The 26104-nt window shown below is 47.7% G+C and carries 29 protein-coding genes and 1 other annotated feature; of the genes, 11 read left to right on the top strand and 18 right to left on the bottom strand.

Annotated elements, in window-relative coordinates:
- Positions 1–69: 69 nt before the first annotated feature.
- Positions 70–1278 carry an IS256 family transposase gene (locus LOZ86_RS16480; protein ID WP_230242335.1) on the top strand — a complete coding sequence of 403 codons (1209 nt, stop codon included), beginning with the start codon at positions 70–72 and terminating at the stop codon, positions 1276–1278.
- Between the two features lie 183 nt (positions 1279–1461).
- On the opposite strand, the gene LOZ86_RS16475 is transcribed toward LOZ86_RS16480, so the two are convergent.
- The 8 genes from LOZ86_RS16475 to LOZ86_RS16435 form a co-directional block, all read right to left on the bottom strand.
- Complete coding sequence (locus LOZ86_RS16475) at positions 1462–1677, bottom strand: hypothetical protein (protein WP_230242379.1); 216 nt, start codon at positions 1675–1677, stop codon at positions 1462–1464.
- Positions 1678–2594: 917 nt separating this feature from the next.
- Positions 2595–2903, bottom strand: coding sequence for a hypothetical protein (locus LOZ86_RS16465; protein ID WP_230242376.1), 309 nt, complete (start codon positions 2901–2903; stop codon positions 2595–2597).
- A complete protein-coding gene (locus tag LOZ86_RS16460; protein ID WP_230242374.1) occupies positions 2900–5203 on the bottom strand; it encodes a replication endonuclease in 2304 nt (767 codons plus the stop codon). Before LOZ86_RS16460 ends, LOZ86_RS16465 begins: the two co-directional genes overlap by 4 nt.
- 187 nt (positions 5204–5390) lie before the next feature.
- The gene (locus LOZ86_RS16455) at positions 5391–5615 is read right to left on the bottom strand and encodes a TraR/DksA family transcriptional regulator (protein WP_230243169.1); all 225 of its coding nucleotides are present in this window, start codon (positions 5613–5615) and stop codon (positions 5391–5393) included.
- Complete coding sequence (locus tag LOZ86_RS16450) at positions 5615–5923, bottom strand: DUF5405 family protein (RefSeq protein ID WP_230242372.1); 309 nt, start codon at positions 5921–5923, stop codon at positions 5615–5617. The genes LOZ86_RS16455 and LOZ86_RS16450 overlap by 1 nt, the downstream gene beginning before the upstream one ends.
- Positions 5923–6165, bottom strand: a complete 243-nt coding sequence (locus LOZ86_RS16445) for a DUF2732 family protein (RefSeq protein ID WP_230242359.1) — start codon at positions 6163–6165, stop codon at positions 5923–5925. Before LOZ86_RS16445 ends, LOZ86_RS16450 begins: the two co-directional genes overlap by 1 nt.
- 66 nt (positions 6166–6231) lie before the next feature.
- Complete coding sequence (locus LOZ86_RS16440) at positions 6232–6732, bottom strand: replication protein B (RefSeq protein ID WP_230242357.1); 501 nt, start codon at positions 6730–6732, stop codon at positions 6232–6234.
- Complete coding sequence (locus LOZ86_RS16435; RefSeq protein ID WP_230242350.1) at positions 6729–6905, bottom strand: hypothetical protein; 177 nt, start codon at positions 6903–6905, stop codon at positions 6729–6731. Before LOZ86_RS16435 ends, LOZ86_RS16440 begins: the two co-directional genes overlap by 4 nt.
- Positions 6906–7038: 133 nt before the next feature.
- Between LOZ86_RS16435 and LOZ86_RS16430 the strand changes: the two genes are divergently transcribed.
- Positions 7039–7209: a hypothetical protein gene (locus LOZ86_RS16430; RefSeq protein WP_230242349.1), complete on the top strand. Its 171-nt coding sequence runs from the start codon at positions 7039–7041 to the stop codon at positions 7207–7209.
- Positions 7210–7232: 23 nt separating this feature from the next.
- Here the strand turns inward: LOZ86_RS16430 and LOZ86_RS16425 are convergent, their stop codons facing one another.
- The 3 genes from LOZ86_RS16425 to LOZ86_RS16415 are packed head-to-tail and all read right to left on the bottom strand — an operon-like array spanning position 7233 to position 8318.
- The gene (locus LOZ86_RS16425) at positions 7233–7421 is read right to left on the bottom strand and encodes a hypothetical protein (protein ID WP_230242347.1); all 189 of its coding nucleotides are present in this window, start codon (positions 7419–7421) and stop codon (positions 7233–7235) included.
- A 13-nt stretch (positions 7422–7434) separates the two neighbouring features.
- Complete coding sequence (locus tag LOZ86_RS16420; RefSeq protein ID WP_230242345.1) at positions 7435–7944, bottom strand: phage regulatory CII family protein; 510 nt, start codon at positions 7942–7944, stop codon at positions 7435–7437.
- Positions 7945–7982: 38 nt separating this feature from the next.
- Positions 7983–8318, bottom strand: a complete 336-nt coding sequence (locus LOZ86_RS16415; RefSeq protein WP_230242344.1) for a Cro/Cl family transcriptional regulator — start codon at positions 8316–8318, stop codon at positions 7983–7985.
- A gap of 122 nt (positions 8319–8440) precedes the next feature.
- On the opposite strand from LOZ86_RS16415, the gene LOZ86_RS16410 reads away from it, so the two are divergent.
- The 4 genes from LOZ86_RS16410 to LOZ86_RS16395 all read left to right on the top strand — a co-directional run bounded on the left by LOZ86_RS16410 (position 8441) and on the right by LOZ86_RS16395 (position 11906).
- Positions 8441–9298, top strand: coding sequence for a phage repressor protein CI (locus LOZ86_RS16410; protein ID WP_230242342.1), 858 nt, complete (start codon positions 8441–8443; stop codon positions 9296–9298).
- A 13-nt stretch (positions 9299–9311) separates the two neighbouring features.
- Positions 9312–10214, top strand: a complete 903-nt coding sequence (locus tag LOZ86_RS16405; protein ID WP_230242340.1) for a hypothetical protein — start codon at positions 9312–9314, stop codon at positions 10212–10214.
- A 202-nt stretch (positions 10215–10416) separates the two neighbouring features.
- On the top strand, positions 10417–10752 hold the full coding sequence (locus tag LOZ86_RS16400) for a hypothetical protein (protein WP_230242338.1): 336 nt from the start codon (positions 10417–10419) through the stop codon (positions 10750–10752).
- Between the two features lie 95 nt (positions 10753–10847).
- Positions 10848–11906: a site-specific integrase gene (locus LOZ86_RS16395; RefSeq protein ID WP_230242336.1), complete on the top strand. Its 1059-nt coding sequence runs from the start codon at positions 10848–10850 to the stop codon at positions 11904–11906.
- Between the two features lie 348 nt (positions 11907–12254).
- On the opposite strand, the gene LOZ86_RS16390 is transcribed toward LOZ86_RS16395, so the two are convergent.
- The 4 genes from LOZ86_RS16390 to btsR all read right to left on the bottom strand — a co-directional run bounded on the left by LOZ86_RS16390 (position 12255) and on the right by btsR (position 15889).
- Complete coding sequence (locus LOZ86_RS16390) at positions 12255–13193, bottom strand: class I SAM-dependent methyltransferase (protein WP_039483930.1); 939 nt, start codon at positions 13191–13193, stop codon at positions 12255–12257.
- A 313-nt stretch (positions 13194–13506) separates the two neighbouring features.
- On the bottom strand, positions 13507–14715 hold the full coding sequence (locus tag LOZ86_RS16385; RefSeq protein WP_230242335.1) for an IS256 family transposase: 1209 nt from the start codon (positions 14713–14715) through the stop codon (positions 13507–13509).
- Between the two features lie 60 nt (positions 14716–14775).
- Positions 14776–15090: a DUF2799 domain-containing protein gene (locus tag LOZ86_RS16380; RefSeq protein WP_373425766.1), complete on the bottom strand. Its 315-nt coding sequence runs from the start codon at positions 15088–15090 to the stop codon at positions 14776–14778.
- Positions 15091–15172: 82 nt separating this feature from the next.
- Positions 15173–15889, bottom strand: coding sequence for a two-component system response regulator BtsR (gene btsR, locus LOZ86_RS16375; protein ID WP_010306189.1), 717 nt, complete (start codon positions 15887–15889; stop codon positions 15173–15175).
- A gap of 249 nt (positions 15890–16138) precedes the next feature.
- Here btsR and LOZ86_RS16370 point away from each other — a divergent pair, with 249 nt between their 5' ends.
- The gene (locus LOZ86_RS16370; protein ID WP_039488076.1) at positions 16139–17212 is read left to right on the top strand and encodes a 3-deoxy-7-phosphoheptulonate synthase; all 1074 of its coding nucleotides are present in this window, start codon (positions 16139–16141) and stop codon (positions 17210–17212) included.
- A gap of 6 nt (positions 17213–17218) precedes the next feature.
- The gene (gene tyrA / locus LOZ86_RS16365; protein ID WP_230242326.1) at positions 17219–18340 is read left to right on the top strand and encodes a bifunctional chorismate mutase/prephenate dehydrogenase; all 1122 of its coding nucleotides are present in this window, start codon (positions 17219–17221) and stop codon (positions 18338–18340) included.
- A 64-nt stretch (positions 18341–18404) separates the two neighbouring features.
- Here tyrA and pheA read toward each other — a convergent pair whose 3' ends face one another.
- The 3 genes from pheA to bamD all read right to left on the bottom strand — a co-directional run bounded on the left by pheA (position 18405) and on the right by bamD (position 21308).
- Positions 18405–19565 carry a bifunctional chorismate mutase/prephenate dehydratase gene (pheA, locus tag LOZ86_RS16360; protein WP_039488074.1) on the bottom strand — a complete coding sequence of 387 codons (1161 nt, stop codon included), beginning with the start codon at positions 19563–19565 and terminating at the stop codon, positions 18405–18407.
- Positions 19566–19593: 28 nt separating this feature from the next.
- Positions 19594–19719 (bottom strand) — a sequence feature (Phe leader region).
- 195 nt (positions 19720–19914) lie between these two features.
- Positions 19915–20253, bottom strand: coding sequence for a ribosome-associated translation inhibitor RaiA (gene raiA / locus LOZ86_RS16355; protein ID WP_039488073.1), 339 nt, complete (start codon positions 20251–20253; stop codon positions 19915–19917).
- Between the two features lie 320 nt (positions 20254–20573).
- Positions 20574–21308 carry an outer membrane protein assembly factor BamD gene (gene bamD, locus LOZ86_RS16350; RefSeq protein ID WP_039488072.1) on the bottom strand — a complete coding sequence of 245 codons (735 nt, stop codon included), beginning with the start codon at positions 21306–21308 and terminating at the stop codon, positions 20574–20576.
- Between the two features lie 134 nt (positions 21309–21442).
- Between bamD and rluD the strand changes: the two genes are divergently transcribed.
- From rluD to clpB, 3 genes are all read left to right on the top strand, one after another.
- The gene (gene rluD / locus LOZ86_RS16345) at positions 21443–22420 is read left to right on the top strand and encodes a 23S rRNA pseudouridine(1911/1915/1917) synthase RluD (protein ID WP_039488071.1); all 978 of its coding nucleotides are present in this window, start codon (positions 21443–21445) and stop codon (positions 22418–22420) included.
- A gap of 43 nt (positions 22421–22463) precedes the next feature.
- Positions 22464–23189 carry a purine nucleoside phosphorylase YfiH gene (yfiH, locus tag LOZ86_RS16340; RefSeq protein WP_039488070.1) on the top strand — a complete coding sequence of 242 codons (726 nt, stop codon included), beginning with the start codon at positions 22464–22466 and terminating at the stop codon, positions 23187–23189.
- A 133-nt stretch (positions 23190–23322) separates the two neighbouring features.
- Positions 23323–25899 carry an ATP-dependent chaperone ClpB gene (clpB, locus tag LOZ86_RS16335; RefSeq protein WP_039514225.1) on the top strand — a complete coding sequence of 859 codons (2577 nt, stop codon included), beginning with the start codon at positions 23323–23325 and terminating at the stop codon, positions 25897–25899.
- Positions 25900–26104 lie beyond the last annotated feature (205 nt).

The following is a 26104-nucleotide window of genomic DNA, read 5'->3' as shown; positions in this document are numbered from 1 at the left end:
AGACTGTAATTAAAATTGTGTAATTGCCTGTTTTTGATATGTTCACTCCAGCAAAGGAGACAGGCAATTATGGACGAAAAGAAACTCAAAGCCCTCGCGGCTGAACTGGCTAAAGGTCTTAAAACCGAAGCCGACCTCAATCAGTTTTCCCGTATGCTGACGAAATTAACCGTCGAAACGGCGCTCAATGCGGAGCTGACTGACCACCTCGGGCATGAGAAAAACGCCCCCAAAACAGGTTCAAACACCCGTAATGGCTACTCGTCAAAAACGGTGTTGTGCGATGACGGCGAGATAGAACTGAACACGCCGCGTGACCGTGAAAATACCTTCGAACCGCAGCTGATTAAGAAGAACCAGACGCGCATTACGCAGATGGACAGCCAGATTTTATCCCTCTACGCCAAAGGAATGGCCACCCGCGAAATCGTCGCTACCTTCAAAGAAATGTACGACGCTGATGTGTCGCCCACGCTGATATCTAAGGTCACCGACGCGGTAAAAGAGCAGGTTACTGAGTGGCAAAACCGGCAACTGGATGCGCTGTATCCCATTGTTTATATGGACTGCATTGTCGTAAAAGTCCGTCAGAATGGCAGTGTGATAAACAAAGCTGTTTTCCTGGCCTTAGGTATTAATCTCGAAGGCCAGAAAGAATTACTGGGTATGTGGCTGGCCGAAAATGAAGGCGCAAAGTTTTGGCTGAACGTGCTGACGGAGCTGAAAAATAGGGGTCTTCAGGACATCCTGATTGCCTGTGTGGACGGGCTGAAGGGCTTCCCGGATGCGATAAACAGCGTCTACCCCCAGACCCATATCCAGCTGTTCATCATCCATATGGTGCGTAACAGCCTGAAATACGTATCCTGGAAGGACTACAAAGCGGTCACCAGCGGGCTGAAGGCGGTTTATCAGGCCCCGACCGAAGAGGCGGCACTGATGGCGCTGGATGCGTTCGCGAAAGTCTGGGACGATAAATACCCGCAAATCAGCAAAAGCTGGCGTGCGCACTGGGAAAACCTGAATACGTTCTTCAACTATCCACCGGATATCCGCAAGGCCATCTACACCACAAACGCTATCGAATCGCTGAACAGCGTAATCCGTCAGGCGATAAAGAAACGTAAAGTGTTCCCGACAGATGACTCGGTACGGAAAGTGATTTATCTGGCGATCAGGGATGCGTCGAAAAAATGGAGTATGCCGATCCAGAACTGGCGACTGGCGATGAGTCGTTTTATTATCGAGTTCGGTGACCGCCTGAGCGATCACCTTTAACGACTGGGCAGTTACACAGAATTACTGACAGGCTCAACGTTCCGTAAGTCGCCGCCTTCATATATAATAACTGCCCATCATATCTATGCAGTTTGAAGTATAATTTAAAGTTATTTGGCGAAGTAGCAATAAGACACCCGCTAACAAGTAGCGGGATTATTAGCAATGCAAACATTTATAGGCTTATCCTGCGCTAGTTTGGTTTCTTATCTCTTCCGTGTCTTCAGCAACAATTCGTTTTGCGTCAGCCCGTTCTTCTGCCATACCTTCATGAGCATTATTTACAACAAGTCCACCTCGATCAGTGACCTCGATATCCTTTATACCTGCTTCATGAAGGCGTTGAATCATCTCTACGTGTGAAGATACGCCAAATAATCTCATGAGTAATTTAGGCATGATAACCTCCGTTATGAGATGATAAATTCCGTTTATCAGGTAGTTATTGCTATCTTTTGTAACTATCATCCTACTATGATGCCTTAAAGATGGGCGGCGTATTCTACGTCTCAAACGCCTTATTAGCAACAAAGAACCAATTCGCTTGCACCAACATCTACTTGTTATGACATTTAGATCATTATTTTGTTCCTCTAACTTAAGTCTAAGTCAAGATGCTTTGCAAGTGCTTTTAGGACTTTCAACACTTTACTGACTGCCTATAGACGTTTATTTCACCTTTTTAGCTGTTCTTTAGATATCCTAGTAATCTTGGCACTTCACTAATCTGCCAGCTTTCTCTGGTTTCTATCGTGCCGTTCGCCAAATCCGCAATGATTGACATTGCGGTTTTTAATTCGTCTACATCGCACTGAGCCACTAACGATATGTCAGCGATTAACTGAACCCGCGACAAAATGGCTTGTATGTGTTCCGTGTTTTCCAAGGGGTGCCATTTCCTTATTTTTACTGTATGCGCATACAGTATTTTACATATTGAAATTTTCGTCAATCACTTAGTTCGCTACGTGTGATTGATTTGTTATGTGTCCATCACCGCAATAAAGGCGTGGCATGTCACTAAAACATTTCACGCAGCGACATGTCACAAAATCAACTTTAAAGAATGCCAGCCTTGAGTTTTCCAACCCTCCGACCCGCTAGACTGGTGGGGATTTAGACATTATTTCCCCCGTTTTTTCTCTGCAAAACTGAATCTATTCGCCTCTGGCTATCTCTGACCGCCTCAGAACAACTAACCAACTCATCTGGTGTAATATTTTCTTTAACCATGATGTCCTGTAAGCGTTGAATTACCCCGGCTAATTTCAGGTGGCGCAACGTAAATTGCGGAATTTCTCGCGTTAACTGATGCATTATTTTGCCCCTATGCCTGCGGCGTTTATTGCCCCTATACAATCTTTCCGCATAGAACGCGCCCCGGCTGCAAACCCCTGATACCACTCAGCATTACTACCGAGAATAGGCAATGATGGCAAATTGACTGACCGCGCCTCTAATTTTATAACTTGTTGTTTAAGCTCAATAATAGCATCCAAAATTGACTCATTATCTTTTCCGCATCCTAGTTCATCCGCAAATTCCTGCATCACTTTTGATGATGTATTACGCAAAAATTCTAGCTTGCTAACATGTGCTCTAATCAACTGATTGACACTGGTCATTTAAAAATCTCCATCTGATTACTAAACCCCGGCCACTCATCAGCAACCGGGTATGAAATAAGTTCGCCGTCAACTTTCATTTTTGCCCCACGCGCCAGCGCTTCCAGCTCCCAGCGCTGCACGGTGATGCCGCGCTGCATCAAATCACCCTGAATGCGGGGTATCCGCTCCCGTTCTTCACCCGTCAATCTGGCTGACGGTGACGGATCGCGGAGGGTATTGGGGTTAAAGTCTCGTTGCTTATGGTTTTTCCTGACGGATTGTTCACGCAGACGCATTCCTAGCGCCCTCACAGCCGCGTCGTCACTCCAGTCAATCGCTGGGTTGTCGGTTTCTGATGTCGCCGCTATGCCGCTGTTTTCAGCCTTCTTTTTGACATCTGCGCCCGACCGTTGAGAACCCAACCCACAGTTATTGACAGGACTCCGAGGCGCGCCGGGGGCGCTTTTTAAAGTCAAAGGCTCAACGGCAACGGCTTTAGAAACGATGCGCCACTCGGTTGTCCGGGTTTCAAAAACATGTCCTTCGCCCAAGTGCGGGGCGAAAATCCCGACAACCTTTTGCACCTCTTCGTCATACTCGTTGAGCTTGTCCGACACCCGGCGCGCAACGCGTACCGTTTGCAGCTCACGGGAAACATTCGCGCCGCCCTGTGCGGTCATGTAGGCGTCAAATTTTCCAGCGTCAGCAGCAAAGCGAACCGCTTCGACCTGTTCGTCAAACTGGTCAGTAAGATTGACGCTACGTAACGTGCCGCTACGGCATTCGCGGTAAGCGCCCATCGTGGGGAGACCGATAGGTTTAAATTGGGGGATACGCCACGTTGACGCCCACGCGGTAACAGCGGCTGCCATATCCCGCAGGGGCTTTCCTGTGTCTTTGTCGATCTCACCATCGAGCGCGTAGCCGTCGATATTTTTGGCGATGTACTTAGCGATATAGCCAGCCGCGCCGCCTTTATTGAGGTGCTTACATTCAAAGCGGTATTTTGCTGCGCCGCGTTCGTTGCCGTCTTCTTTCAGGGCATAGCGTCGCATAATGTCGATGACTGACTGGCGATGTATGCGCTTGCAAAACAGCATCATGTGCCAGTGTGGTGTCCCGTCGTGGTGTGGCTCGACAACACGCATCCCGTAAACTTTCAGATCTGCGTCTTTAAATGCCGTGCGCATCTTTCCCCATATCCTGACCAGATACCGTTGGCCGTCTTTCGGCGTAAAGGCTTCATTGTCCCAGTTCCGGTTAAACTGGACTTTCTCGTTTTCGCCCTTGCCGATCACGCGGGTCGGGTGATATTTCGACGGGGTAGTGATGGTGATAAACATCCCGACGTCGCGCTGTTCGCTGGCGTAACGCTCAATCCCGGCGATTGTGCTCATCAGCTCCATACGGCGAATTTCAGGGTTAGAAATACTTGCCATTACCTTGTCGATCAGGTCTATACGTTCGCCTGTTGCGACGTTCTCCAGTTCACAGTTTTTCAGGTAATCCATGTTGGCGAGGCGACGCGCCTGTACATCGCGGATCGCCATCTTGCTGGCATAGGGTGACGCTTTTTTACTGACCTGACCGACGGCAATATTCAGCGCCTCACGCCAGCGGGTACGCTGGGCTTTAAGCTGGCGAGCCCACCATTCCTCATTAATCAGACGGGAAACGCTGGCTATCGCCTTGCGTATATCCAGCGTACCTTTGCGGTAGTTCTTCCAGAACAGCGGGGTAATATTGAACGCACGCGCCATGCTGGCGACATGGCCGAAAAGCTCGGCCTGTGCTGCATCGGTAAAGAGTGCATCAGGCTGGCCGCCGAGCTCCTCTTTCATGGCATCGCTCAGTTCCTCATACGCAGAAAATATCTGGCCGGAAATACGCGCAGCCAGACGCCCCAGCGCTTTGTCATTCATGCCGGGTAGCGTTTGATAGGCGTCAGATTCAGACAGGAAACGCTCGCAGGCATGGCGATTCATGGCATGGCGGGTGTTGATTGCCTCAATACGCGGCCACATACGTTGCATAAAGCTGTTAACCAGAAAACGATGGGCGCTTAACTGACCTTTATTTTTTTGCAGGTAAACGTAGCGACTCAGGCAGATCTCGCGCAGGAAGTGCGGTTGCTGGTCAATTTTTGCTAAAACGGCTTGCCCCTGAGTCCATTCCTCACGGGTAAGCTGCCTTTCTTCCGGCACGATGGCCGGGCGCGGGGCGTTCCATGAATGCGCACCCACGAACGCCTCGCGGGTGCTGCTGGGGAAAGGTGGCGGTGGGGTGGGAGCGGAGCGCACCCGGTGGGTATGATTCATAGCGTAGCGCCGGAGCACACGCCCCGGTGGGCAGTTGTATTTTCTCTTAAACTGGTTGCTCTGTACTGTTTGCCATCTTTCGTCGTCACAAAGAAAGTGCCGTTTTCGACGATTGACGGAAAGTAAAAAGCAACATCTTCGCTAGGTACTGAAATCTGTTTCTTGCCACAGGTAAAAGAAATAGAACTCATAACCCACCCCGATAATGCTTACGTTTCTTTTCGAGAATATCCTGACAGGGCGCGCAGCGGGTCACGCCTACGATTGCAGCGCGGCGCGCTTCGGGAATGGGGTTATCACACTCTTCGCCGATACACGCAGATACAACAGGCAATCTGTTCCGAGCGTTGGCGATCTGGTGGTCTAACATGTCTTGCTGGCGCTGCTGCACCATGTCCATTAAATCCGGCATCACTCGTGCTCCTTATCGTTGTTGAGCTGGTCAAATGCCGACTGGCACAGCGCCGCAAAGCGTTTGCTTTCGGTCAGCAGTTTCTTTGCATCGGTGACGTTCCCGCGCCAAATTTCGGTGGCGATAGCACGATGCACAAAATCGTTAATGAGGCTGACGGGATTCTGATAAACGGCCAGTGTGGATAAATAAGGCTGGTCGCCGTCTTCTTTCCCGCATTTAATTTCACCCAGCGCAAAGTCATAGCCGACTTTAGCTATTGCATAATTGCCGTTAATATCGACGCGGTTATAAGCGGGGTTTTCCATTACATCACCTCCTGAATATCTAAGCGTGAATGATAAAAAGTGTCAGCTTCCTGACGTAATAATTCGATAATTTCCAAATTACTTAATTCATGAATAGAAACGTGAGTGGCTAAATCATTTAAACGACAAGAAAACGAAACGTGCGCATCCGCCTTCGCCTCGTTACGTGCCTGAGAAAGCATTAACTGAACGCCTTCACTTCCGGCTTTACGGTTCATCGCCTGACCTACTGTTTTATACATGTGCATATAATCTTCAGATAAAGGGATTCCCGACGCGGTTAAGCGCCTAATTAATTTCAGGTGGATTTAACTCAGATATTCTTCGGGTTTAATTGCCGTCAGAATGTCGGGGGCTGCTTCAAATAAACTCACAAGCTCATTTAATGCGCGTAATATTGGTTTACGCCATTGGCATGATTCATCGTCAATGCGCCAATAGGGTTGATTAAATTCTTTTTCAGTTAACCCAGCGTGCATAAATAGGGTTTTTCTCTCGCCGACATTTAACCAACTCAGAAACGTTGAAGTATTTACGCCCCGATTACGCCCCTTTGAAAAAGCCCGGCGCAGTTCATCAATCGCGCAAACAATCCGCTCACGCTCTGCGGTTGGTATTTCTTCCAGACGGTAAACGGTCTGGCTCTTTTTCATCTGTGCATGAAAGCAGACTGTCAAACGGTCACGCTCATGCAGGCTGTTGTAATAGGCACAGGTTTCACGCCAGCGGCTATCCGCAAAGTGTTTGCCGATCACGTTACGCAGCCCGGCGGGTAAGTTCTGCATACTGCTGACGGTAAAGGCTGTCATACTTTCCCCCGTATCACTGACTTGATAGAACGGATAGCCCGCTGGGCATAATTCGCCGAGCGGGTACGGATGATGATCCCCTGACGGCCTTTGCCTTTGGTGATCGTAAAATCGGGCTTTGTCTCCGTCTGGTGCCACCAGAGGAACGGCGCGATTGATATTGGTGCTTGCATGGTTTCCTCCTTCCTATTGGTAACCGCCCACGGATAGACGGTTGCAAATAGATGCCGGGTTTTAGCCATGCCCGGCGCATGGTTCTGTGGTAGGATTAGTTCGCCAAAACAATCAACCACAAGGAAATTGGTTATGAGTACAGATGAGAAAACGTTATTCCTTTTCAGCAAAACACTGGAAGTTATAAAAATGATTCGTGATGACAGCATTTCTCTTGGCAATATTCAGAGTGACTTCGATAAACACTATGAGTGGCTCGAAGCTAAGCTTGATGAAAAACTACAAGCTTCTGAATGGGAATAGAATAAGGGGCTTATGCCCCTTACTCACAAAATAGCTATCCCTAATTTTTCCAGAACCACATCAATACACAAATTAACTCGCACTGAACTATTGCCATTTAATAAAATCTTGGTTTCTTCATCTGCATAGTTGAATGCGTGAACACATTTAACCTCACTAGCATCAATGATTACTTTTTTTTCATTGTCTACTAATACAATAAAATTTTTCATAAACTCCTTATTCTCACCCAATATTCAACGACGCACTAATACCGCTCAGTGCATCTACGGTTGACGCTAACGCGGGGTTAGCTTGAATACGCGCCTGCAACGTTAAGCCGACCAGCGACAAATAACGCACACCCGCGTTGATACTCTCGATCACGTTATGACGACGCACTGGCGTCATACGCTCATCCGATATGCTTTCAGCAGCAACCGCGCCCACTGCGGCGGTGGCCTGCAATACATACGTGGTTAGCCGTTCCGCCTTTGCCTCATTCACTGGCACGGCTGGCAGGCAATTAAGCTGTGCCAAAAGCCCATCGATCAGCGTGGCGTCTTCGGTGACATCGGTGATGGTCATCAGCTCGTCACAGGTCAGTCTGTGCGGCTGGTCTGGATTCAGTTTGTTACGCAGGGTCTGATGGTTCATGCCCACCTGTCCGGCCAGCTTCGCCAGATTGTGCTTTAACGCGAACGCCTGACAGGCGCGGTCAAAGTGTGGGTGTATGGAAATCTGATAATCAAACATGCCGAAATTCCCTTTAGTTTGAATAATCGAATTGTTGATTACGCTTTTGACGTGATGTATCGGCAATTGACGGCCTGCTGGCGCAAACGCTCACGCCATGCGACCACGTTGATTAAAACGCGAGATTTATCTGCACGGCCTTTACCTGCTGCTGCACGGATAAGCGTGCCGTCATCAAGCCATTTACGGACAAGGCTATCGCTGACACCACTTACTTTAGAGAACTCGGCGACGGTCATAACATCCGCCATTGAGGCACGCAGCATTGGTTCTAACGCGATAGTTAATACGGTGGCTAACTGTTGGAATTGCTCAGGATTGAGCGTTGAAACAACACCTTCCTGAGATCGTTCGGTTGATTTTGCGGTTTGCATATCGCATTATCCTGCGTTGGTTGATAGTAATGTTTGGTTATGTTCACATCTTGGCTGATGGGAGCACTTTAGATCGCTTTTGTTTAACTGTAAACAAAATATAGCGTCCATAGTGGTGGTTTATGCGTCTTGAAAATGCAGTGGTTAGCGATGTATTGGAAAGAATCCTTTCTTCTTATGGGTTTACCATGCAAAAGGAGTTAGGGGAAAAGCTTGGTATTGCTAAGAGTAATGTCGCTAGTTGGCTACAGCGTGGACAGGTTCCCGGAAATGTAATTGTACAATGTGCCCTTGATACTGGTGCTGATGTAAGTTGGCTTGTGACAGGGGAATTTGAAAATTCGCATTTGCAAACCGATGCGGAGGCTTTAAAAGGCAAGCCGCTTTACGATCAGATACTCGCATCAGGCGGGAAAGCAGTGCTGCGTCGGATGATGGACGCCTACGGATTCAGAACACAAAAAGAGTTAGGTGACCTGCTGGGAATTTCTACCGCGACGATTAGCACATGGATTCGTCGTAACTTTTTCCCCGGTGATGTAGTCATTGCCTGTGCGCTGGATACTGGCGTTTCTCTTGAGTGGCTGGCGACGGGGAAGGGCAAAGCAACGACAGTGCAAGGAGTCGATGACCATGCACCAGAAACCATCACCATTGATAAAAAACGTCTGCTGGCTGGTAAATTAGAAGAAGATGGATTTTGTGCTATTGATGCATCATTTTTACCAGAGGGTATTACTCAAGAAAAACTATGCTACATACGCTCAGGTAAAGACGCTTGGCTGGTAGAAATGGGTGAGGGTGAAATATCTAACGGTACATGGCTTTTAGATATTGATGGAACCTTAGATGTGTATTCTGTATCGCGGCGTCCGGGTAATAAACTGATCGTCAGTGGTCGTGATGGTGAGTTCGATTGCACCGTCGGTGAAGTGGTTGTAAAAGGTATCGTTACTATTATTTTTAAAACAGCAATATAAGGATTTTATTATCATGGATATGAGCTTTTTTTATATAAATGCTCAGGGAATTATCAGCAAGATTTTATTGCTTTTAACTCTTGTTGTTCTATCGCCACATTCAATTGCTGACGATAAAAAAACGGATGCTAATGATATTCATCATCCGACCATTTCAGTAGGTACGAAGTCTAATATAAATGAATTCACTTATTATGATGATGAGAAGAATCTTGCTAAATTGGCTGAGAAAGTATCATCTCTAAATAAAGAAAAACGAGATGCGATAGAAATATTAGATAAGGTTGATTCTTTTTATTCAAAGTCTTTTAACAACTTGCTACTGCTAATCACTGCTATGATAGGTGTTGTGGGGGTGGTTATACCTCTTGTCATATCATCCTATCAAACTAGATTAATTAAAATCCAAAGTGTTAGCTTGCAAGAAAATATAAGGGGTGAGATGGATTCTGAATTATTAAAATTAAAGGACGATATCCGCATTGAAAACGAGGCTGGGTTTCTTGAATTAAAAAGCAACATAAGTGAAGTTACGGAAAGAATAGAAGGTGAATATAAGTCTGAAATAGAAAATCTTAGAGCGGAAAGTCTCGCTAGAATAAATAACTCCGTCGCGGGGGGGTGTTTGTCAAATGGGAATTACAACCTAAGTGCATTGTTTTATTTTCAAGCTGGTTTGGGTTACATACAATGTAAAAATCACGGTAGGCTGAAGGATGTGATTAATAGTCTTGTGGGTAATGTCATTCCAAATATGTCTTTTTATAATGCTGCTGCGGAGGATGGTGATGAGTATGAAAAATTCATGGATGGATTGTCATCATTTAATACTGAGTCTATATATGATAGTGATATTGCAGTGTTGAAATCAGTTTGGGGAGAGTTTTTAAAAAGGAATGGGGTAAGAAATCAATGATAAAAATAATGATTTTTTCTATTTTTATTTTATTAGTACAATACCGATTCCTTTCTTTAGATTTTCTTTACTTGTGGCCAAGCAAGATTTGTCCATGTGCCGATGAACCTCGCCAAACAGTAACATGTCAAACGCTGCGCTGATGAGCATTTTTGTCAATCTCAGGCGCCTGTAAATTGTATGAGCATAAAGGAGTATATCTATGGAGTATCAAAGCATCCGTTTGAGAGTTGATGATGATTTTCGGGAATTATGCATTAAGCGCGGTATTGAGTTAAGTAAAATAGAGTGTTTCAGCGCCAGCACAACAGTAGAAGACGTTATCGATTTTGTATACAAGACAAAAGATGCCAGCGTTTATCTTGCTCTATTGGCCTATGTCATCGTCGAGTGGCTGAAAAATAGGAAAGGTCGAAAAATCCATATCGCAATAGAAAACGAAAAGATAAAAGAAATCACCGCTGAGAATGTGAGTAAAAAAGAGTTAGAGAGCATCCTCACTAAAACTGTTGCTGTGTTTACGAATGAGTCTGAGTGAGATATCACTTCATATTCAATGGTGTTTTTTGTACATTGCGCGAAGTTGATGAAGGCACGTATTTTCTCAAACTAACCAATTAGAAATAAAAATAGATGTCAGTAAGAAAATTATCCAACGGGAAATGGCTGTGTGAGTGCTACCCAAACGGGCGAGACTCCCGGCGAATAAGAAAGACGTTTAACACAAAAGGTGAAGCGGAATCCTTTGAAACCTACACCATGCGTGAGGTTGAAGATAAACCGTGGCTGGGTGAGAAAGAGGATCGCCGCAACCTGAGTGAACTGATTGAGCTTTGGAATAATTTGCATGGGCAGGCACTCAGTGCCAGTAAATCGCGCATGGGTAAACTACGTATCATCTGTAACGGGTTGGGCGACCCCGTGGCCTCTAAGTTGACAGCGAAAGACTGGGCGCATTACCGGGATAAACGCCTACGTGGTGAAATTGATAACGGCTACCACTCTGACCCCAAAATGTGGATAGCTAAACCAATCACGGTGAACCGAGAACACCAATACCTTTACGCGATGTTCAATGAGCTGAAAAGGCTAGGGGAGTGGACGTTACCTAATCCGTTAGAAGGGATGCGCATCTTTAAAGAAGCCGATCGCGAAATGTCGTGGCTGACAACATCTCAAATTCAACAATTGCTGGATGCCTGCGAACGCTATGGGAAAATTTACCTGACGCGGATTGTTAAAGTGTGTCTGGCAACGGGGGCAAGGTGGAGTGACGCAGAAAGGTTAACCCGTTCTCAGCTATCGCCGTATAAGCTGACGTTCTTCAAAACCAAAGGTAAGAAAAACCGGACGGTGCCGATCCCGCGTTGGCTTCATGATGAGTTATCAGAATTACAAGGGAAGATGTTCCAGCCGTGCTATCAGGATTTTGTAAAGATGCTGGCTTTAACAAACATTGAGCTTATTGAAGGGCAAAACACCCACGTTTTACGGCACACTTTTGCGTCACATTTTATGATGAACGGCGGGAACATTTTGGTGCTACAGCGCATCCTTGGACATGCCAATATTCGCGAAACGATGAGGTACGCACACTTTGCCCCTGACCATCTGGAAGAAGCCGCCCACCTTAACCCTTTAGCTGGTTACAGTGGCGGCAAAGTGGCGGCAGAGAATAATAAAGGCTACTAAACATTACCATCTATAACCACATAACATCTTGTTTTATATGATAAGTGTATGTTTTTAAATGAGGTCGTGGAAAAGCGTCTTAACTAAGATAGCGCTTTCGCAACATCCGAAAGTTGTTATTGATAAGGGGTTTAGCCAAAGGCTAAGCCCTTTTTTTATGCATGATGGCAGTAAAAAGCCCACCATCTTGGTGGGCTTGGTTTTCCCTGGTGCCATCATTATTGTTTGAATTTCAGTACCATGATGACATTAGAGATGGTTATTTTATAAACGTTTATACAGATCAATTTTTCAATATTGATCGGTTACGGCGATCAAAATATCGTGTTGATACCGCTTTTATCCTGTTCAGAACGGTTTATTCGCGATGACTGTTGGGTACATATGCATATGATCGTTAATAAATTGAATATCTGTAAATCCTGCCTGCTCTAGCTGCAACTGTGTTTGTTTGTGGGTACGAAACGCTGTCCATGTTGCCCCGATAATGCGTGAGAAAAGTACAGATTGGAGGGCCAGCAATTTCGGATCGGTATTTATCCATGGGGAATCTTGCGACAGAGTCGGTGGCGGTGTCATAAAGCTGGTTATCAGCGTACCTCCAGGTTTCAGCCCAGAGTAGAACACGCGGTAAAGCTCAGTAACTTTGTCATCATCTTGTTCATAGACGTTGAGTCCGTTGCTGGTAATCACATCTGCTTGTGCTGCCAAATCAATTGTCCAGGCATCAGCAAGTACCAACGATATCTTATTTTCCAGCCCTTGCTGACTGGCAAGTTTATACGCTTCTTCCAGCGCCTGTTTATCCAGATCGATCCCGATTAATTTCACATCTCGATGTCGCGTATAGTCCAACAGCAGTAAATCGGCCATGATGCCACAAGGGACAGATACCATGATGGCATCGGGGCGCAAGAGCTCTTGAAGTAAGCGTTGGAAAATACCAAATCGTTCACGTGTTGCCAAAACGCTGGGTAACTGTGTATAGATGATTTCTTCGAGTGGATTAACATAGTGAGCTGGCTGATGTGTTATCACATTATGCGTCCAGTACGCATTTAACCCGTGATGTTTTAGTAAAAACTTGCCTAGCTCAAGGTGGGAGAACGCCTCCAGAATCGCGAGTTGTTCCTCTACGGCAATGCCAGGATGGTCGCCGGACTCGATAATATTGTTCTTTACCGCAGCGACTCGTTCATCATGGCTTTCCTGTGATGAAGTAGCGTGTGATAAGAGTCTTGAACTGCTATTGAGAGACGGGTTATGAGGCTTGTTTGAACCGGACATATGAGCACTCCATAATATCAATCGCTATCAGGAATAATAGATTTAGCTATCAGTGGGATATGATTCTTCGGTATCTCAGTATCAGGTTGTTAATAACTGAATGTGATTATTTTATGTGAGCGATGATAGAGGGCAGGTATGTCTGATGTATTTCTGTGTGAGTACAAAAGTGAGTAGAATTGTTACCAGATGCGATGAACCATAGCGTTTTGCCAGCTAAATTACTGGTGAGTATGGCTCATCGTTTTATCTTTGAGAAAGTGTTAAGGCAGACTCTGGAGCCAGTCAGTAATTCTGTGTAACTGCCCAGTCGTTAAAGGTGATCGCTCAGGCGGTCACCGAACTCGATAATAAAACGACTCATCGCCAGTCGCCAGTTCTGGATCGGCATACTCCATTTTTTCGACGCATCCCTGATCGCCAGATAAATCACTTTCCGTACCGAGTCATCTGTCGGGAACACTTTACGTTTCTTTATCGCCTGACGGATTACGCTGTTCAGCGATTCGATAGCGTTTGTGGTGTAGATGGCCTTGCGGATATCCGGTGGATAGTTGAAGAACGTATTCAGGTTTTCCCAGTGCGCACGCCAGCTTTTGCTGATTTGCGGGTATTTATCGTCCCAGACTTTCGCGAACGCATCCAGCGCCATCAGTGCCGCCTCTTCGGTCGGGGCCTGATAAACCGCCTTCAGCCCGCTGGTGACCGCTTTGTAGTCCTTCCAGGATACGTATTTCAGGCTGTTACGCACCATATGGATGATGAACAGCTGGATATGGGTCTGGGGGTAGACGCTGTTTATCGCATCCGGGAAGCCCTTCAGCCCGTCCACACAGGCAATCAGGATGTCCTGAAGACCCCTATTTTTCAGCTCCGTCAGCACGTTCAGCCAAAACTTTGCGCCTTCATTTTCGGCCAGCCACATACCCAGTAATTCTTTCTGGCCTTCGAGATTAATACCTAAGGCCAGGAAAACAGCTTTGTTTATCACACTGCCATTCTGACGGACTTTTACGACAATGCAGTCCATATAAACAATGGGATACAGCGCATCCAGTTGCCGGTTTTGCCACTCAGTAACCTGCTCTTTTACCGCGTCGGTGACCTTAGATATCAGCGTGGGCGACACATCAGCGTCGTACATTTCTTTGAAGGTAGCGACGATTTCGCGGGTGGCCATTCCTTTGGCGTAGAGGGATAAAATCTGGCTGTCCATCTGCGTAATGCGCGTCTGGTTCTTCTTAATCAGCTGCGGTTCGAAGGTATTTTCACGGTCACGCGGCGTGTTCAGTTCTATCTCGCCGTCATCGCACAACACCGTTTTTGACGAGTAGCCATTACGGGTGTTTGAACCTGTTTTGGGGGCGTTTTTCTCATGCCCGAGGTGGTCAGTCAGCTCCGCATTGAGCGCCGTTTCGACGGTTAATTTCGTCAGCATACGGGAAAACTGATTGAGGTCGGCTTCGGTTTTAAGACCTTTAGCCAGTTCAGCCGCGAGGGCTTTGAGTTTCTTTTCGTCCATAATTGCCTGTCTCCTTTGCTGGAGTGAACATATCAAAAACAGGCAATTACACAATTTTAATTACAGTCTCAGACTCTGTTGCCAGCGAGCTCGCAATATCTCCGCATTCTCTACGCCGTCGCAGCTAGCGGGAAAGTTTTTCCCTGCTTTTCCCCATTCTTCCATGTTATCTGTACCGCAAAAAGCCGACTGTCCGGCCTGATAGCCACGCAGGTAGGTTTCACGGTCAACTTGGGGATTACCAAACCATTCCTGCAAAGTGCTATCGTCCTTTACGACCATGCCAGAGATTGCATCCTGATAACCTGTTTCGTACCAGAAGCCTGACTCACTTTTAGCCGATAGCGACGGGACGTTGCTTTGGCATGCTGTCATTAAAAGAATTACAGCCAAGACATAACTGTATTTCATCATCAAACCTTCAATGTTTCGGCCATTGCCCTGAAGAAGCATCGCATCAGGCGATGCCCAATTTTTCTTTCAGTAATTTGAGGTAGCGGCGACTGACGGGGATGTGTTTTCCCGTATGCGTCAATACTTCTGCTGCGCCGTTCTCCATTAACTGGATTTCTTTCAGCTGTTCCGTATTAACCATGTATTGGCGATGGCAACGGACGAAAGGCGTTTTCTCTTCTAGCGTTTTCAATGAAAGTTGGGTATAGCCAGACTGGCTGACCCCCACGACGTGTACGCCGCTGAGTTCTGAACAAAGATACTCGACTTCCTCAATCTTGAGCAAAAAAATACGGTTGTGTCCGTTACAGGGAATATGGCGAAGCAAGGGCTCTGAAATTATCTGTACGTTTTTATTTACACTGACGCCGCGACGTAAACGATTTAGCGTTTTGCTTAGCCGCTGTGCGTCCAGTGGTTTAAGTAAATAGTCAAAAGCATGCTCTTCAAATGCCCTCACCGCGTACTCATCATAGGCTGTCACGAAGACGACATAAGGCATATTTTCTGGATCCAACATGGCGACCAGCTCTAATCCGCTAACCTTTGGCATCTGTATATCCAGAAAAATCACATCCGGTTGCAGCCGATGGATAGCCGGTATCGCCTCCAGCGCATTGCTGCATTGTGCAATGATGGTGATATCAGACTCATTTTCCAGCAGCAGGCTGAGCTCTTCGCGTGCCAGCTGTTCGTCGTCGATGATTATGGCTTTCAGCATCCTTCCCCCTTGTTGGCGTGATTCTACCATTATTCACGCCAGGGATTAGCATGGTTGTATCGGGAAGTGATAGGGCTGGCAGATATCGTTTTTCTGGCAATACTTAGGGTGGTAATTTTTTATTTACACTAAGTGGATTGAAATCTTTACGGTTCGTGTTATGGTGTAAACATCACGCGTAGGCAGGTTGTACAGACAGTCGTCTTTACAGGCGATCGCGAACATACCGAACTCTTCAGGAATGGGATCATGCAAAAAGATTCACTTAACAATATTAATATCAGTGCAGAGCAGGTTTTAATTACACCCGATGAATTGAAAGCCAAGTTTCCGCTTAACGACGCAGAGCAGCGCGATATTGCGCAAGCGAGAGCAACCATTGCGGATATCATTCATGGTCGTGACGATCGGTTGCTGATCGTCTGCGGGCCTTGCTCTATTCATGACACGGATGCTGCGTTGGAATACGCGCGTCGCCTGCAGTCGCTTGCTGCTGAATTAAACGATCGCCTCTACATTGTCATGCGTGTTTATTTTGAAAAACCGCGTACCACCGTGGGCTGGAAAGGGCTCATCAACGATCCGTTCATGGATGGTTCATTTGATGTGGAAGCAGGGCTGCATATCGCGCGTGGGTTGCTGCTGGAACTGGTCAATATGAGTCTGCCACTGGCGACCGAAGCGCTTGATCCAAACAGCCCGCAATACTTGGGTGATTTGTTCAGCTGGTCGGCTATCGGTGCACGTACGACAGAATCACAAACGCACCGTGAGATGGCTTCCGGCCTGTCGATGCCTGTCGGGTTCAAAAACGGCACGGACGGCAGTCTGGGAACAGCGATCAACGCGATGAGAGCCGCCGCGATGCCGCACCGTTTTGTTGGTATCAACCAAACTGGGCAAGTTTGTCTGCTGCAAACGCAAGGGAACATTGATGGTCATGTGATTCTACGCGGCGGTAAAAAACCAAACTACAGTGCGCAAGATGTCGCCGAATGTGAAAAACAGATGCAGGAAGCGGGACTGAGACCTGCGCTGATGATAGATTGTAGCCACGGTAATTCGAATAAAGACTACCGCCGTCAGCCACTTGTTGTTGAATCTGCGATTGAACAAATCAAGGCGGGAAATCGTTCCATTATAGGTTTGATGCTGGAAAGCCACCTTAACGAGGGGAGCCAGTCTTCAGAACAGCCGCGTTCAGATATGCGCTACGGTGTATCGGTCACGGATGCCTGTATCAGTTGGGAAAGTACAGAGACGTTGCTGCGTTCCGTTCATCAAGATCTGAGCGCTGCACGTGTGAAACATTCAGGAGAGTAACAAAAGATGGTAGCTGAACTGACCGTATTGCGTGATCAGATAGATGAGGTAGATAAGGAGCTTGTCGCGCTGTTATCACGTCGGTTGCGTTTGGTGGCAGAAGTGGGTGAAGTTAAAAGCCGCTATGGTTTGCCCATTTATGCGCCCGATCGTGAAGCGGCCATGCTCAGCTCACGTCGTAAAGAAGCAGAGTCGAGGGGGGTTCCGCCGGATCTCATTGAGGATATCCTGCGGCGCACCATGCGCGAATCTTATACCAGTGAAAACGACAAAGGCTTTAAAACGCTGTGCCCGCAGTTGCGCCCAGTTGTTATCATCGGTGGCCGCGGTCAAATGGGCAACCTGTTTGAGAAAATGCTGACGCTGTCGGGCTATCAGGTGAGGATCCTAGAGCAAGATGATTGGCCGCGTGCTGATGAACTGCTGTCTGATGCCGGTATGGTGATTGTTAGCGTGCCGATTCACGTGACTGAACAGGTTATTGCCCGTCTGCCTGCTTTACCTGATGACTGTATTTTGGTTGATTTGGCATCGGTAAAAAATGGCCCGCTTCAGGCGATGCTGGCGGTGCATAGTGGCCCGGTACTTGGGTTACACCCTATGTTTGGGCCAGACAGCGGTAGTCTTGCCAAGCAGGTTGTCGTCTATTGTGACGGTCGGCAGCCGGAAGCCTACCAGTGGTTACTGGAACAGATTCAGGTGTGGGGCGCGCGCCTGCATCGTATCAGTGCAGTTGAACACGATCAGAACATGATGTTCATTCAGGCGCTGCGTCACTTTGCGACATTCGCCTATGGTCTGCATTTAGCGGAAGAGAATGTGCAGCTTGAACAGTTATTAGCGCTGTCATCGCCAATCTATCGTCTGGAATTGATCATGGTTGGTCGGCTGTTTGCGCAGGATCCGCAGCTTTATGCCGACATTATTATGTCTTCAGCGGATAATCTGGCGTTGATTAAGCGTTACTACCAACGTTTTGGCGAAGCGATTGAGTTACTGGAGCAGACGGATAAAGCCGAATTTATTAACCGCTTCAAGAAAGTCGAACACTGGTTTGGCGACTATGCCAAACGCTTTCAGGCGGAGAGCCGGGTGCTTTTGCGTCAGGCAAACGATATTCGTCAATAAGTACGTTCGCTATCTTGGTTGTGTTTAAGAAGCCATCCCGGGGATACCAGGATGGCTTTTTCAATTATTCGTTAACCTCGACGGGTACGGCGTTTTCACTCGGATAGCAGCCCAACACTTTTAATGAGCGGGTGATGGGGGCTAATCCTTTTAGCGCTTTCTGCATGGCATCGCTGCGCAGGTTGGCTTGTACGTCCAAATAGAACATCTCTTCCCACGGATTACCGTTGATCGGTCTGGATTCCAGCTTGGTCATTACAATGCCGTTATCACGCAATACCAACAGCGCTTCTACCAGCGCACCTGACTGTTGGCCGGTTGCCATAATTAGCGTGGTTTTTGCCGGCACTTGTTCCGTCACGTCAATTGGCTTACGTGCTAATACAATAAAGCGAGTAATGTTTTGTGACTGATTTGCCAGATCGTGTTCCAGCATCTGTAGCTGATAAAGCTGACCACCGGCTTCGCTGCCGAGTGCTGCTGCCTTTGGTGAGTTGAGTGCGGCCACTTTTTCCATCGCCGCGGCCGTGCTCTCACAATATTCAATCTTCCAGTGTGGAAAACGGTTAATGAAATGGCTGCACTGCTGGAACGGTTGTGGATGGCTGTAAACCGTTTCGATCTGTTCCAATGACGTATCGGTGGCAACTAAAACACAGTGATTGATTGGATTGGTTAATTCGCCGACGATGGATAAAGCCGTGTGTTGTAGCAGGTCGTAGACGTCATTGATCGAGCCAGAGCTGGTGTTTTCAATCGGCAGAACGGCATAGTCCGCTTGCCCAGTTTCCACCATGTTGAAGATGTCCTGAAATTTCAGGCAACCACACTCAACAAACTGCTCGAAGTGCCGCGCGGCATATTGGCGAGCGGCGAGATGGGAATAAGATCCTTTCGGGCCGAGAAACGCAATACGTGCAGAGTGTGACGCTGTTTGGTTGAGGTGATGCTGCAAGAGTGCCTGCTGCGTCAGTACCGAATCTTCAATGATGAGCTGAAATAAGCGGGTAATGTAGTGACCATCAAGATGATGCTTTTTCCCAGCGGCGGTCAGTTTGTCCAGTAAATCACGCTCACGCTCTTTGTCACGAATTGGGCGATGCGAATGCAATTTGCTGCGGGCAACGTCCAGCGCGAGTTCTCGTCTTTGTGCCAACAATTCAATTAATTGCAGATCCAATGCGCTGATGCGTTCTCGCAGTGCCAGTAATGGGTTGTCTGTCATGATGCTGTTACCTGTCTTATGTTCTTATATAAAAAAAGCCTCCTGGTCAGGAGGCTTTTTTGTTCGTCTTCGTATTCTTGCTCTTACGACGAATCGCCTCCCAAATCAGGGGAAGGTGAAAAAGAATACGAAGAAGAACAGTTTATTTATCATGTTTACTCGGTTAGTCAGGAGGATATCCAGATTCTGAGTAGGTAAGGTAACTGTTGGCTTTTCATCCTGTCAATACAAAATCGCCGAGCGCAATTTTAAACGAGGTATTGCGTTGGATCTTTTAGGACGTGGATTACGACGCCTGAAATGCAAAAACGCGCCCTCGGGCGCGTTATATTGAGGTAAAGAGGATGAGTTACTCTTCTTGCGTCGGCTGGAGATTCGCTTCTTTGACACCCGCTACCGCACGTCTGGCTTCACCTTTATGTTGGAGTTTGTCCAACTGGCGCTCCAACTTGGCAATTAGTTCGTTGATGGCGGCATACATATCGTCATGTTTGGCGCTGGCAACCAGCGGGCCGTTTGGCGTACTGATAGTGGCATCTGCTACAAAACCCTGTGGTTCTTTTGACAAAATAATATGCGGGTTAATCAACTGGGTTTGCCACTTATCCAGCTTAGAAAGACGGTCTTCGACATGTTGACGAATTGCGGGGGTGATATCCATTTGCTTACTGGTAATATTAATAGTCATATAAACTTACCTCTCTGCCTATGTCCGTCTTGGATAATTTCAGCATACAGTGAGTTGTGACAAAAAGCGTGATGTTGATCGCTTTTTTTCGTCACTTTTTGTCAAGAAAATGCGATTTGTGAAGCATCATTGGGAATAGGAGGGAAGTACTTGAGGAGGCATCTGGCCTGTGCCATTATTGATAGGATGTATTGACGCTACCGCGCTATTATTGACTACCGCCAACCTGTTTTTTCTGCTCATCTATGCATGGCCAACCGATCGAACCATAAAAAACGGCAACCGAAGCTGCCGTCTTATTACTGTGTGTTACTTGTCGTTTATGCTGGGTTCGCCGCGATGACTTTTGCGACTTTGTCCGCCTGAGTGGCCAGTTGCAGTTCGCGGTAGGCATTTTCCATCAACGGCAGGGCATTTTTTGTTGCCTGGGTATCTGGGTAATCACGCAGCATTTGCTCAACGCGATTAACTACTGCCACATAAGCGCCGCGTTTCGTGTAGTATTGCGCGACAGAAAGTTCATACTTGGCCAGACGCTCTTTGAGGTAAACCAAACGCTTGTTTGCGTCGGTGGCGTATTGGCTGTTCGGATATCCCTGAATGAGCTTGCTGAAATCCCGAAATGCGGTGCGGGCATACTGCGGATCGCGATCGGAACGATCAACGCCGAAGAAGCCTTGTAACGCACTATCATCCAGCGCCATGTCGGTCAGGCCGCGCATGTACAGGACATAATCCACGTTTGGATGGGTCGGGTTGAGTCGCAGGAAGCGGTCAATAGAAGCTTGGGCCAATGGCAGCTCGGCGGATTTGTAGTAAGCGTAGATCAAATCCAACTGTACTTGCTGCGAGTAGGGGCCAAAGGGATACCGGTTATCCAGTGCTTCCAACTGCGTGATGGCTGCTTTAAAGTTGCCGTCCTGCAGTTTTTGTTGAGCATTGGCATAGATTTCAGATGGCGGACTATCAGGAACCGCATCTTTGGAATTGCTGGAGCAACCAGCCAGCGCCAGGCTCAACGTGGCGGCAGCCACCAGATATTTCATACGCGTCATGACGTTTTGATTATCCTCAGAATGTTATTCCGGGAGGCTGTCCGTTAAGCTCCCGATTTAGACCAGCTACAATAGTACATTATTTTAAACGGCGTCGCCGTCAAAACCCAACGTTAACGAAGAAGCTGCATAATATGGCACAACAAGTACAACTCACCGCAACGGTGGCCGAATCTCAACTCGGACAACGTTTAGATCAGGCTTTGGCCGAATTGTTCCCTGATTATTCACGATCCCGCATAAAAGAGTGGATTCTTGAGAATCGAGTACAGATTAACGGCAATGTCATCAATAAGCCAAAAGAGAAAGTACTTGGCGGCGAATCGGTAGCCATTGATGCATTGATTGAAGAAGAAGCACGCTGGGAAGCACAGGATATCAAACTGGATATCGTGTACGAAGATCAGGATATCCTGGTCATCAATAAACCCAGAGATCTGGTGGTTCACCCCGGAGCGGGTAACCCAGATGGCACGGTATTGAATGCCTTGTTACATCATTACCCTGAGATTGCCGATGTGCCCCGTGCCGGGATTGTGCACCGACTTGATAAAGATACGACAGGGCTAATGGTGGTCGCGAAAACCGTACCCGCACAGACGCGTTTAGTTGAGGCGCTACAGGCGCGTGAAATTACTCGTGAATATGAAGCCGTTGCGATTGGTTCGATGACTGCGGGTGGCATGGTCGAGCAGCCTATTGCTCGTCACTCAACCAAGCGTACTCATATGGCCGTGCACCCAATGGGTAAGCCTGCCGTGACACATTATCGCATTATGGAACATTTCCGAGCGCATACCCGTTTGCGGTTGCGTCTGGAGACGGGGCGCACCCATCAGATTCGTGTGCATATGGCACATATTAATCATCCTCTGGTTGGCGATCAGCTATACGGTGGTCGTCCTCGCCCGCCAAAAGGCGCTTCGGAGGATTTTATTGAGATGCTGCGTGGGTTCGATCGTCAAGCGCTGCATGCCACCATGTTGCGTTTCTACCATCCTATCACTGGCATTCACATGGAATGGCATGCGGAATTGCCACAGGATATGGTCGATCTGATTGAAGCACTGAAAGCTGATACCGAAGCGTTTAAGGATCAGCTCGACTGGTAATGTATTCAATACGATAAGTGCCGATTTATAGAGGTGACGGACTATGCTGATATACCCCGACTGGCCTTTGCCAGAAAGTGTGAAATCTTGTAGTACGACGCGTATTGGCGGGTGTAGTCGCGCACCTTATGATTCGCTAAATGTGGGGAATCATGTGGGCGATGAGCCCGCGCACGTCACCGTAAATCGGCAAACGCTGGTGGAGCTGGCTGGCCTTCCTGCTATGCCGGATTGGCTAGAACAGGTTCATGGCACCGATGTGATTCGTATTGGTGAGGTGTCCCCAACGTCTGTTTGCGGTGATGCCGCTTATACAGATAAGAAAGGAAAAGTCTGTGCGGTGATGACGGCTGACTGTTTGCCCGTGCTTTTTTGTGCAATCAACGGTGACGAAGTCGCTGCCGCGCATGCTGGTTGGCGGGGATTGCACGCGGGGGTATTGGAAGAAACGTTAGCCTGTTTCCGTGCGCAACCCGCGCAAATTATGGCGTGGTTGGGACCCGCTATCGGGCCTGATGCCTTTGAGGTCGGCCCTGAGGTTAGGGACGCATTTATTCAGCATGATGCGGCGGCGGCCTCTGCATTTCGGCCTGAAGGAAACAAATTTTTTGCCGATATCTACCAACTGGCACGTCTGCGTTTACGTGCCGCAGGGGTAACGCAAATTTTTGGTGGAAATGCCTGTACTGTGAGCGAGCCTCACAAATTTTTCTCTTATCGGCGTGATGGCGTGACTGGCCGTATGGCAAGTTTAATCTGGCTGATATAACCTATTGAATTAAGACGATCCAAGACAAGTAACATTTAAATCCTGTCACGACTGGCAAAATAACCTTGAAATTTTTGAGGGATGACCTCATTTAATCTCCAGTAGCAATTTTGACCAGTGTATGGGAGGTGTTATGCGTCTGGATCGTCTTACCAACAAATTCCAACTTGCTCTTGCTGATGCCCAGTCTCTTGCCCTTGGGCGCGATCACCAGTTTATTGAACCACTTCACTTGATGAGTGCCTTGCTTCATCAGGATGGTGGAACTGTTGGTCCACTTCTGACTGTTGCCGGAGCCAATCTTAATCACCTGAAAACCGAAATCGACCAGGCAATCGCGCGTTTGCCTCAGGTTGAAGGCACTGATGGTGATGTTCAACCCTCGAACGAGTTAGTCCGCGTATTGAATATGTGCGACAAGCTGGCGCAAAAGCGTGGCGATACCTTTATCTCTTCGGAGCTTTTCGCGCTTGCTGCGCTGGAGTCTCGTGGCACGCTGGGGGATATTTTGAAAAAGGCGGGTGTTACGCAGCAAGGTGTAACAAATGCTATCTCTCAAGTGAGAGGAGGGGAGCAAGTGAACGATCAAGGGGCTGAAGATCAGCGCCAGGCATTAAAAAAATTCACTATTGACCTCACGGAGCGAGCGGAGCAAGGCAAGCTCGATCCGGTGATCGGACGTGATGAAGAAATTCGCCGTACTATTCAGGTCCTACAGCGTCGTACCAAAAATAACCCGGTATTAATTGGTGAACCCGGCGTGGGTAAAACCGCGATAGTGGAAGGGTTGGCCCAGCGTATCGTTAATGGTGAAGTGCCTGAAGGCCTGAAAAACAAGCGAGTACTGTCACTGGATATGGGCGCGCTGGTGGCGGGTGCGAAATATCGTGGTGAGTTTGAAGAACGTTTGAAAGGCGTGCTCAACGATCTGTCTAAACAGGAAGGCAACGTCATTCTGTTTATTGATGAACTCCATACGATGGTGGGGGCAGGTAAAGCCGATGGCGCGATGGATGCCGGCAATATGCTAAAACCCGCACTGGCTCGTGGGGAGTTGCACTGTGTCGGGGCGACAACGCTCAATGAGTATCGGCAATATATTGAAAAAGACGCGGCCCTTGAGCGTCGTTTCCAGAAAGTGTTTGTCGCTGAACCGACCGTTGAAGACACGATTGCGATTCTGCGCGGGCTGAAAGAGCGCTATGAATTGCACCATCATGTACAAATTACTGACCCGGCAATTGTTGCGGCAGCCATGTTATCTCATCGTTATATCGCGGATCGTCAGTTGCCGGATAAAGCGATTGACCTGATTGATGAGGCGGCATCCAGTATTCGTATTCAGATTGATTCGAAACCAGAGCCGCTTGATCGGCTGGAACGCCGAATCATCCAGTTAAAGCTGGAACAACAGGCGCTGAAAAAAGAATCTGATGAAGCCAGCCAAAAGCGGCTTGAATTGCTGAGTGCGGAACTTGACCAAAAAGAGCGTGAATATTCCCAACAAGAAGAAGAGTGGAAAGCAGAAAAAGCATCACTCACGGGAACGCAGAATATTAAAGCGTCTTTAGAGCAGGCAAAAATCGCGCTGGAACAGGCTCGCCGTCAGGGCGATCTGGGAATAATGTCTGAGCTGCAATACGGCAAAATCCCTGAGCTGGAGAAACAACTGGCAGCAGCAACGCAGCAGGAAGGAAAAACGATGCATTTGCTGCGTAATCGGGTAACGGATGTTGAAATTGCTGATGTGCTGGCGCGTTGGACTGGGATTCCTGTTTCTCGCATGTTGGAAAGCGAGAAAGAAAAATTATTACGCATGGAAGATGAACTGCATCAGCGTGTGATTGGGCAGAACGAAGCCGTTGAAGCGGTAGCGAATTCTATCCGTCGTAGTCGGGCTGGGCTATCTGACCCGAATCGTCCTATTGGCTCGTTCCTGTTCCTTGGGCCAACAGGCGTTGGGAAAACGGAACTCTGCAAAACGCTGGCGACTTTCCTCTTCGACAGTGACGACGCCATGGTGCGTATTGATATGTCTGAGTTTATGGAGAAACACTCGGTTTCACGTTTGGTCGGTGCGCCTCCGGGGTATGTCGGTTACGAAGAAGGGGGCTATTTAACGGAAGCGGTGCGTCGTCGTCCTTATTCGGTCATTCTGCTGGATGAGATCGAAAAGGCACACCCTGATGTATTCAATATCCTACTTCAGGTATTAGATGATGGCCGCCTTACTGATGGCCAGGGCAGAACGGTCGACTTCCGTAATACTGTGGTTATCATGACATCCAATTTGGGATCTGATCTTATTCAGGAACGTTTTGGTGAGCGCAGCTATACCGAAATGAGGGATATGGTGCTTGATGTCGTTAGCCACAGCTTCCGTCCTGAGTTTATTAACCGTATCGATGAAGTCGTGGTATTCCACCCACTGGGAAGGGCGCATATTACGTCGATAGCACAAATTCAGCTCCAGAGACTGTACAAGCGTCTTGAAGAGCGCGGATATAGTGTCACGATCGCGGATGCAGCTTTAGATATGCTCGGGGAAGTTGGGTTTGATCCTGTCTATGGCGCGCGTCCGCTTAAAAGAGCGATACAGCAATTGATAGAAAACCCACTCGCTCAGCAGATGCTTGGGGGAAAATTGATACCTGGTAAACCGATCACATTAGATGTTGAAGGCGAACAGATAGTCGCACGACAAGAATAATGTGAGTGAAATGGTAAGCGGGCAACGGGGCATTCGTTTATGGATGCCCCGTTTTTACATATTAAGCTCAGGTTATATCCATTTTTTGTATGTTAAGTGTGCTAAATACTGTTTCTTGTTTTGTTTTTGAACGGTTGGGAAATAATTTGCATTTAGCGCTTGTCAGCGTGCGAGAAGTCCCTATAATGCGCATCCACTGACACGG

It is taken from the genome of Pectobacterium parvum (assembly GCF_020971565.1).
In the GTDB taxonomy this organism is placed as follows: Bacteria; Pseudomonadota; Gammaproteobacteria; order Enterobacterales; family Enterobacteriaceae; genus Pectobacterium; species Pectobacterium polare.
Note: the sequence above shows the minus strand (reverse complement) of the source record. Positions and strands in the feature narration are given on the sequence as shown.

Coding starts and splice junctions, on each gene's coding strand:
- LOZ86_RS16480 (WP_230242335.1), top strand. CDS start 70: ATGGACGAAAAGAAACTCAAAGCCCTCGCGGCTGAACTGGCTAAAGGT.
- LOZ86_RS16475 (WP_230242379.1), bottom strand. CDS start 1,677: ATGCCTAAATTACTCATGAGATTATTTGGCGTATCTTCACACGTAGAG.
- LOZ86_RS16465 (WP_230242376.1), bottom strand. CDS start 2,903: ATGACCAGTGTCAATCAGTTGATTAGAGCACATGTTAGCAAGCTAGAA.
- LOZ86_RS16460 (WP_230242374.1), bottom strand. CDS start 5,203: ATGAATCATACCCACCGGGTGCGCTCCGCTCCCACCCCACCGCCACCT.
- LOZ86_RS16455 (WP_230243169.1), bottom strand. CDS start 5,615: ATGCCGGATTTAATGGACATGGTGCAGCAGCGCCAGCAAGACATGTTA.
- LOZ86_RS16450 (WP_230242372.1), bottom strand. CDS start 5,923: ATGGAAAACCCCGCTTATAACCGCGTCGATATTAACGGCAATTATGCA.
- LOZ86_RS16445 (WP_230242359.1), bottom strand. CDS start 6,165: ATGTATAAAACAGTAGGTCAGGCGATGAACCGTAAAGCCGGAAGTGAA.
- LOZ86_RS16440 (WP_230242357.1), bottom strand. CDS start 6,732: ATGACAGCCTTTACCGTCAGCAGTATGCAGAACTTACCCGCCGGGCTG.
- LOZ86_RS16435 (WP_230242350.1), bottom strand. CDS start 6,905: ATGCAAGCACCAATATCAATCGCGCCGTTCCTCTGGTGGCACCAGACG.
- LOZ86_RS16430 (WP_230242349.1), top strand. CDS start 7,039: ATGAGTACAGATGAGAAAACGTTATTCCTTTTCAGCAAAACACTGGAA.
- LOZ86_RS16425 (WP_230242347.1), bottom strand. CDS start 7,421: ATGAAAAATTTTATTGTATTAGTAGACAATGAAAAAAAAGTAATCATT.
- LOZ86_RS16420 (WP_230242345.1), bottom strand. CDS start 7,944: ATGTTTGATTATCAGATTTCCATACACCCACACTTTGACCGCGCCTGT.
- LOZ86_RS16415 (WP_230242344.1), bottom strand. CDS start 8,318: ATGCAAACCGCAAAATCAACCGAACGATCTCAGGAAGGTGTTGTTTCA.
- LOZ86_RS16410 (WP_230242342.1), top strand. CDS start 8,441: ATGCGTCTTGAAAATGCAGTGGTTAGCGATGTATTGGAAAGAATCCTT.
- LOZ86_RS16405 (WP_230242340.1), top strand. CDS start 9,312: ATGGATATGAGCTTTTTTTATATAAATGCTCAGGGAATTATCAGCAAG.
- LOZ86_RS16400 (WP_230242338.1), top strand. CDS start 10,417: ATGGAGTATCAAAGCATCCGTTTGAGAGTTGATGATGATTTTCGGGAA.
- LOZ86_RS16395 (WP_230242336.1), top strand. CDS start 10,848: ATGTCAGTAAGAAAATTATCCAACGGGAAATGGCTGTGTGAGTGCTAC.
- LOZ86_RS16390 (WP_039483930.1), bottom strand. CDS start 13,193: ATGTCCGGTTCAAACAAGCCTCATAACCCGTCTCTCAATAGCAGTTCA.
- LOZ86_RS16385 (WP_230242335.1), bottom strand. CDS start 14,715: ATGGACGAAAAGAAACTCAAAGCCCTCGCGGCTGAACTGGCTAAAGGT.
- LOZ86_RS16380 (WP_373425766.1), bottom strand. CDS start 15,090: ATGACAGCATGCCAAAGCAACGTCCCGTCGCTATCGGCTAAAAGTGAG.
- btsR (WP_010306189.1), bottom strand. CDS start 15,889: ATGCTGAAAGCCATAATCATCGACGACGAACAGCTGGCACGCGAAGAG.
- LOZ86_RS16370 (WP_039488076.1), top strand. CDS start 16,139: ATGCAAAAAGATTCACTTAACAATATTAATATCAGTGCAGAGCAGGTT.
- tyrA (WP_230242326.1), top strand. CDS start 17,219: ATGGTAGCTGAACTGACCGTATTGCGTGATCAGATAGATGAGGTAGAT.
- pheA (WP_039488074.1), bottom strand. CDS start 19,565: ATGACAGACAACCCATTACTGGCACTGCGAGAACGCATCAGCGCATTG.
- raiA (WP_039488073.1), bottom strand. CDS start 20,253: ATGACTATTAATATTACCAGTAAGCAAATGGATATCACCCCCGCAATT.
- bamD (WP_039488072.1), bottom strand. CDS start 21,308: ATGACGCGTATGAAATATCTGGTGGCTGCCGCCACGTTGAGCCTGGCG.
- rluD (WP_039488071.1), top strand. CDS start 21,443: ATGGCACAACAAGTACAACTCACCGCAACGGTGGCCGAATCTCAACTC.
- yfiH (WP_039488070.1), top strand. CDS start 22,464: ATGCTGATATACCCCGACTGGCCTTTGCCAGAAAGTGTGAAATCTTGT.
- clpB (WP_039514225.1), top strand. CDS start 23,323: ATGCGTCTGGATCGTCTTACCAACAAATTCCAACTTGCTCTTGCTGAT.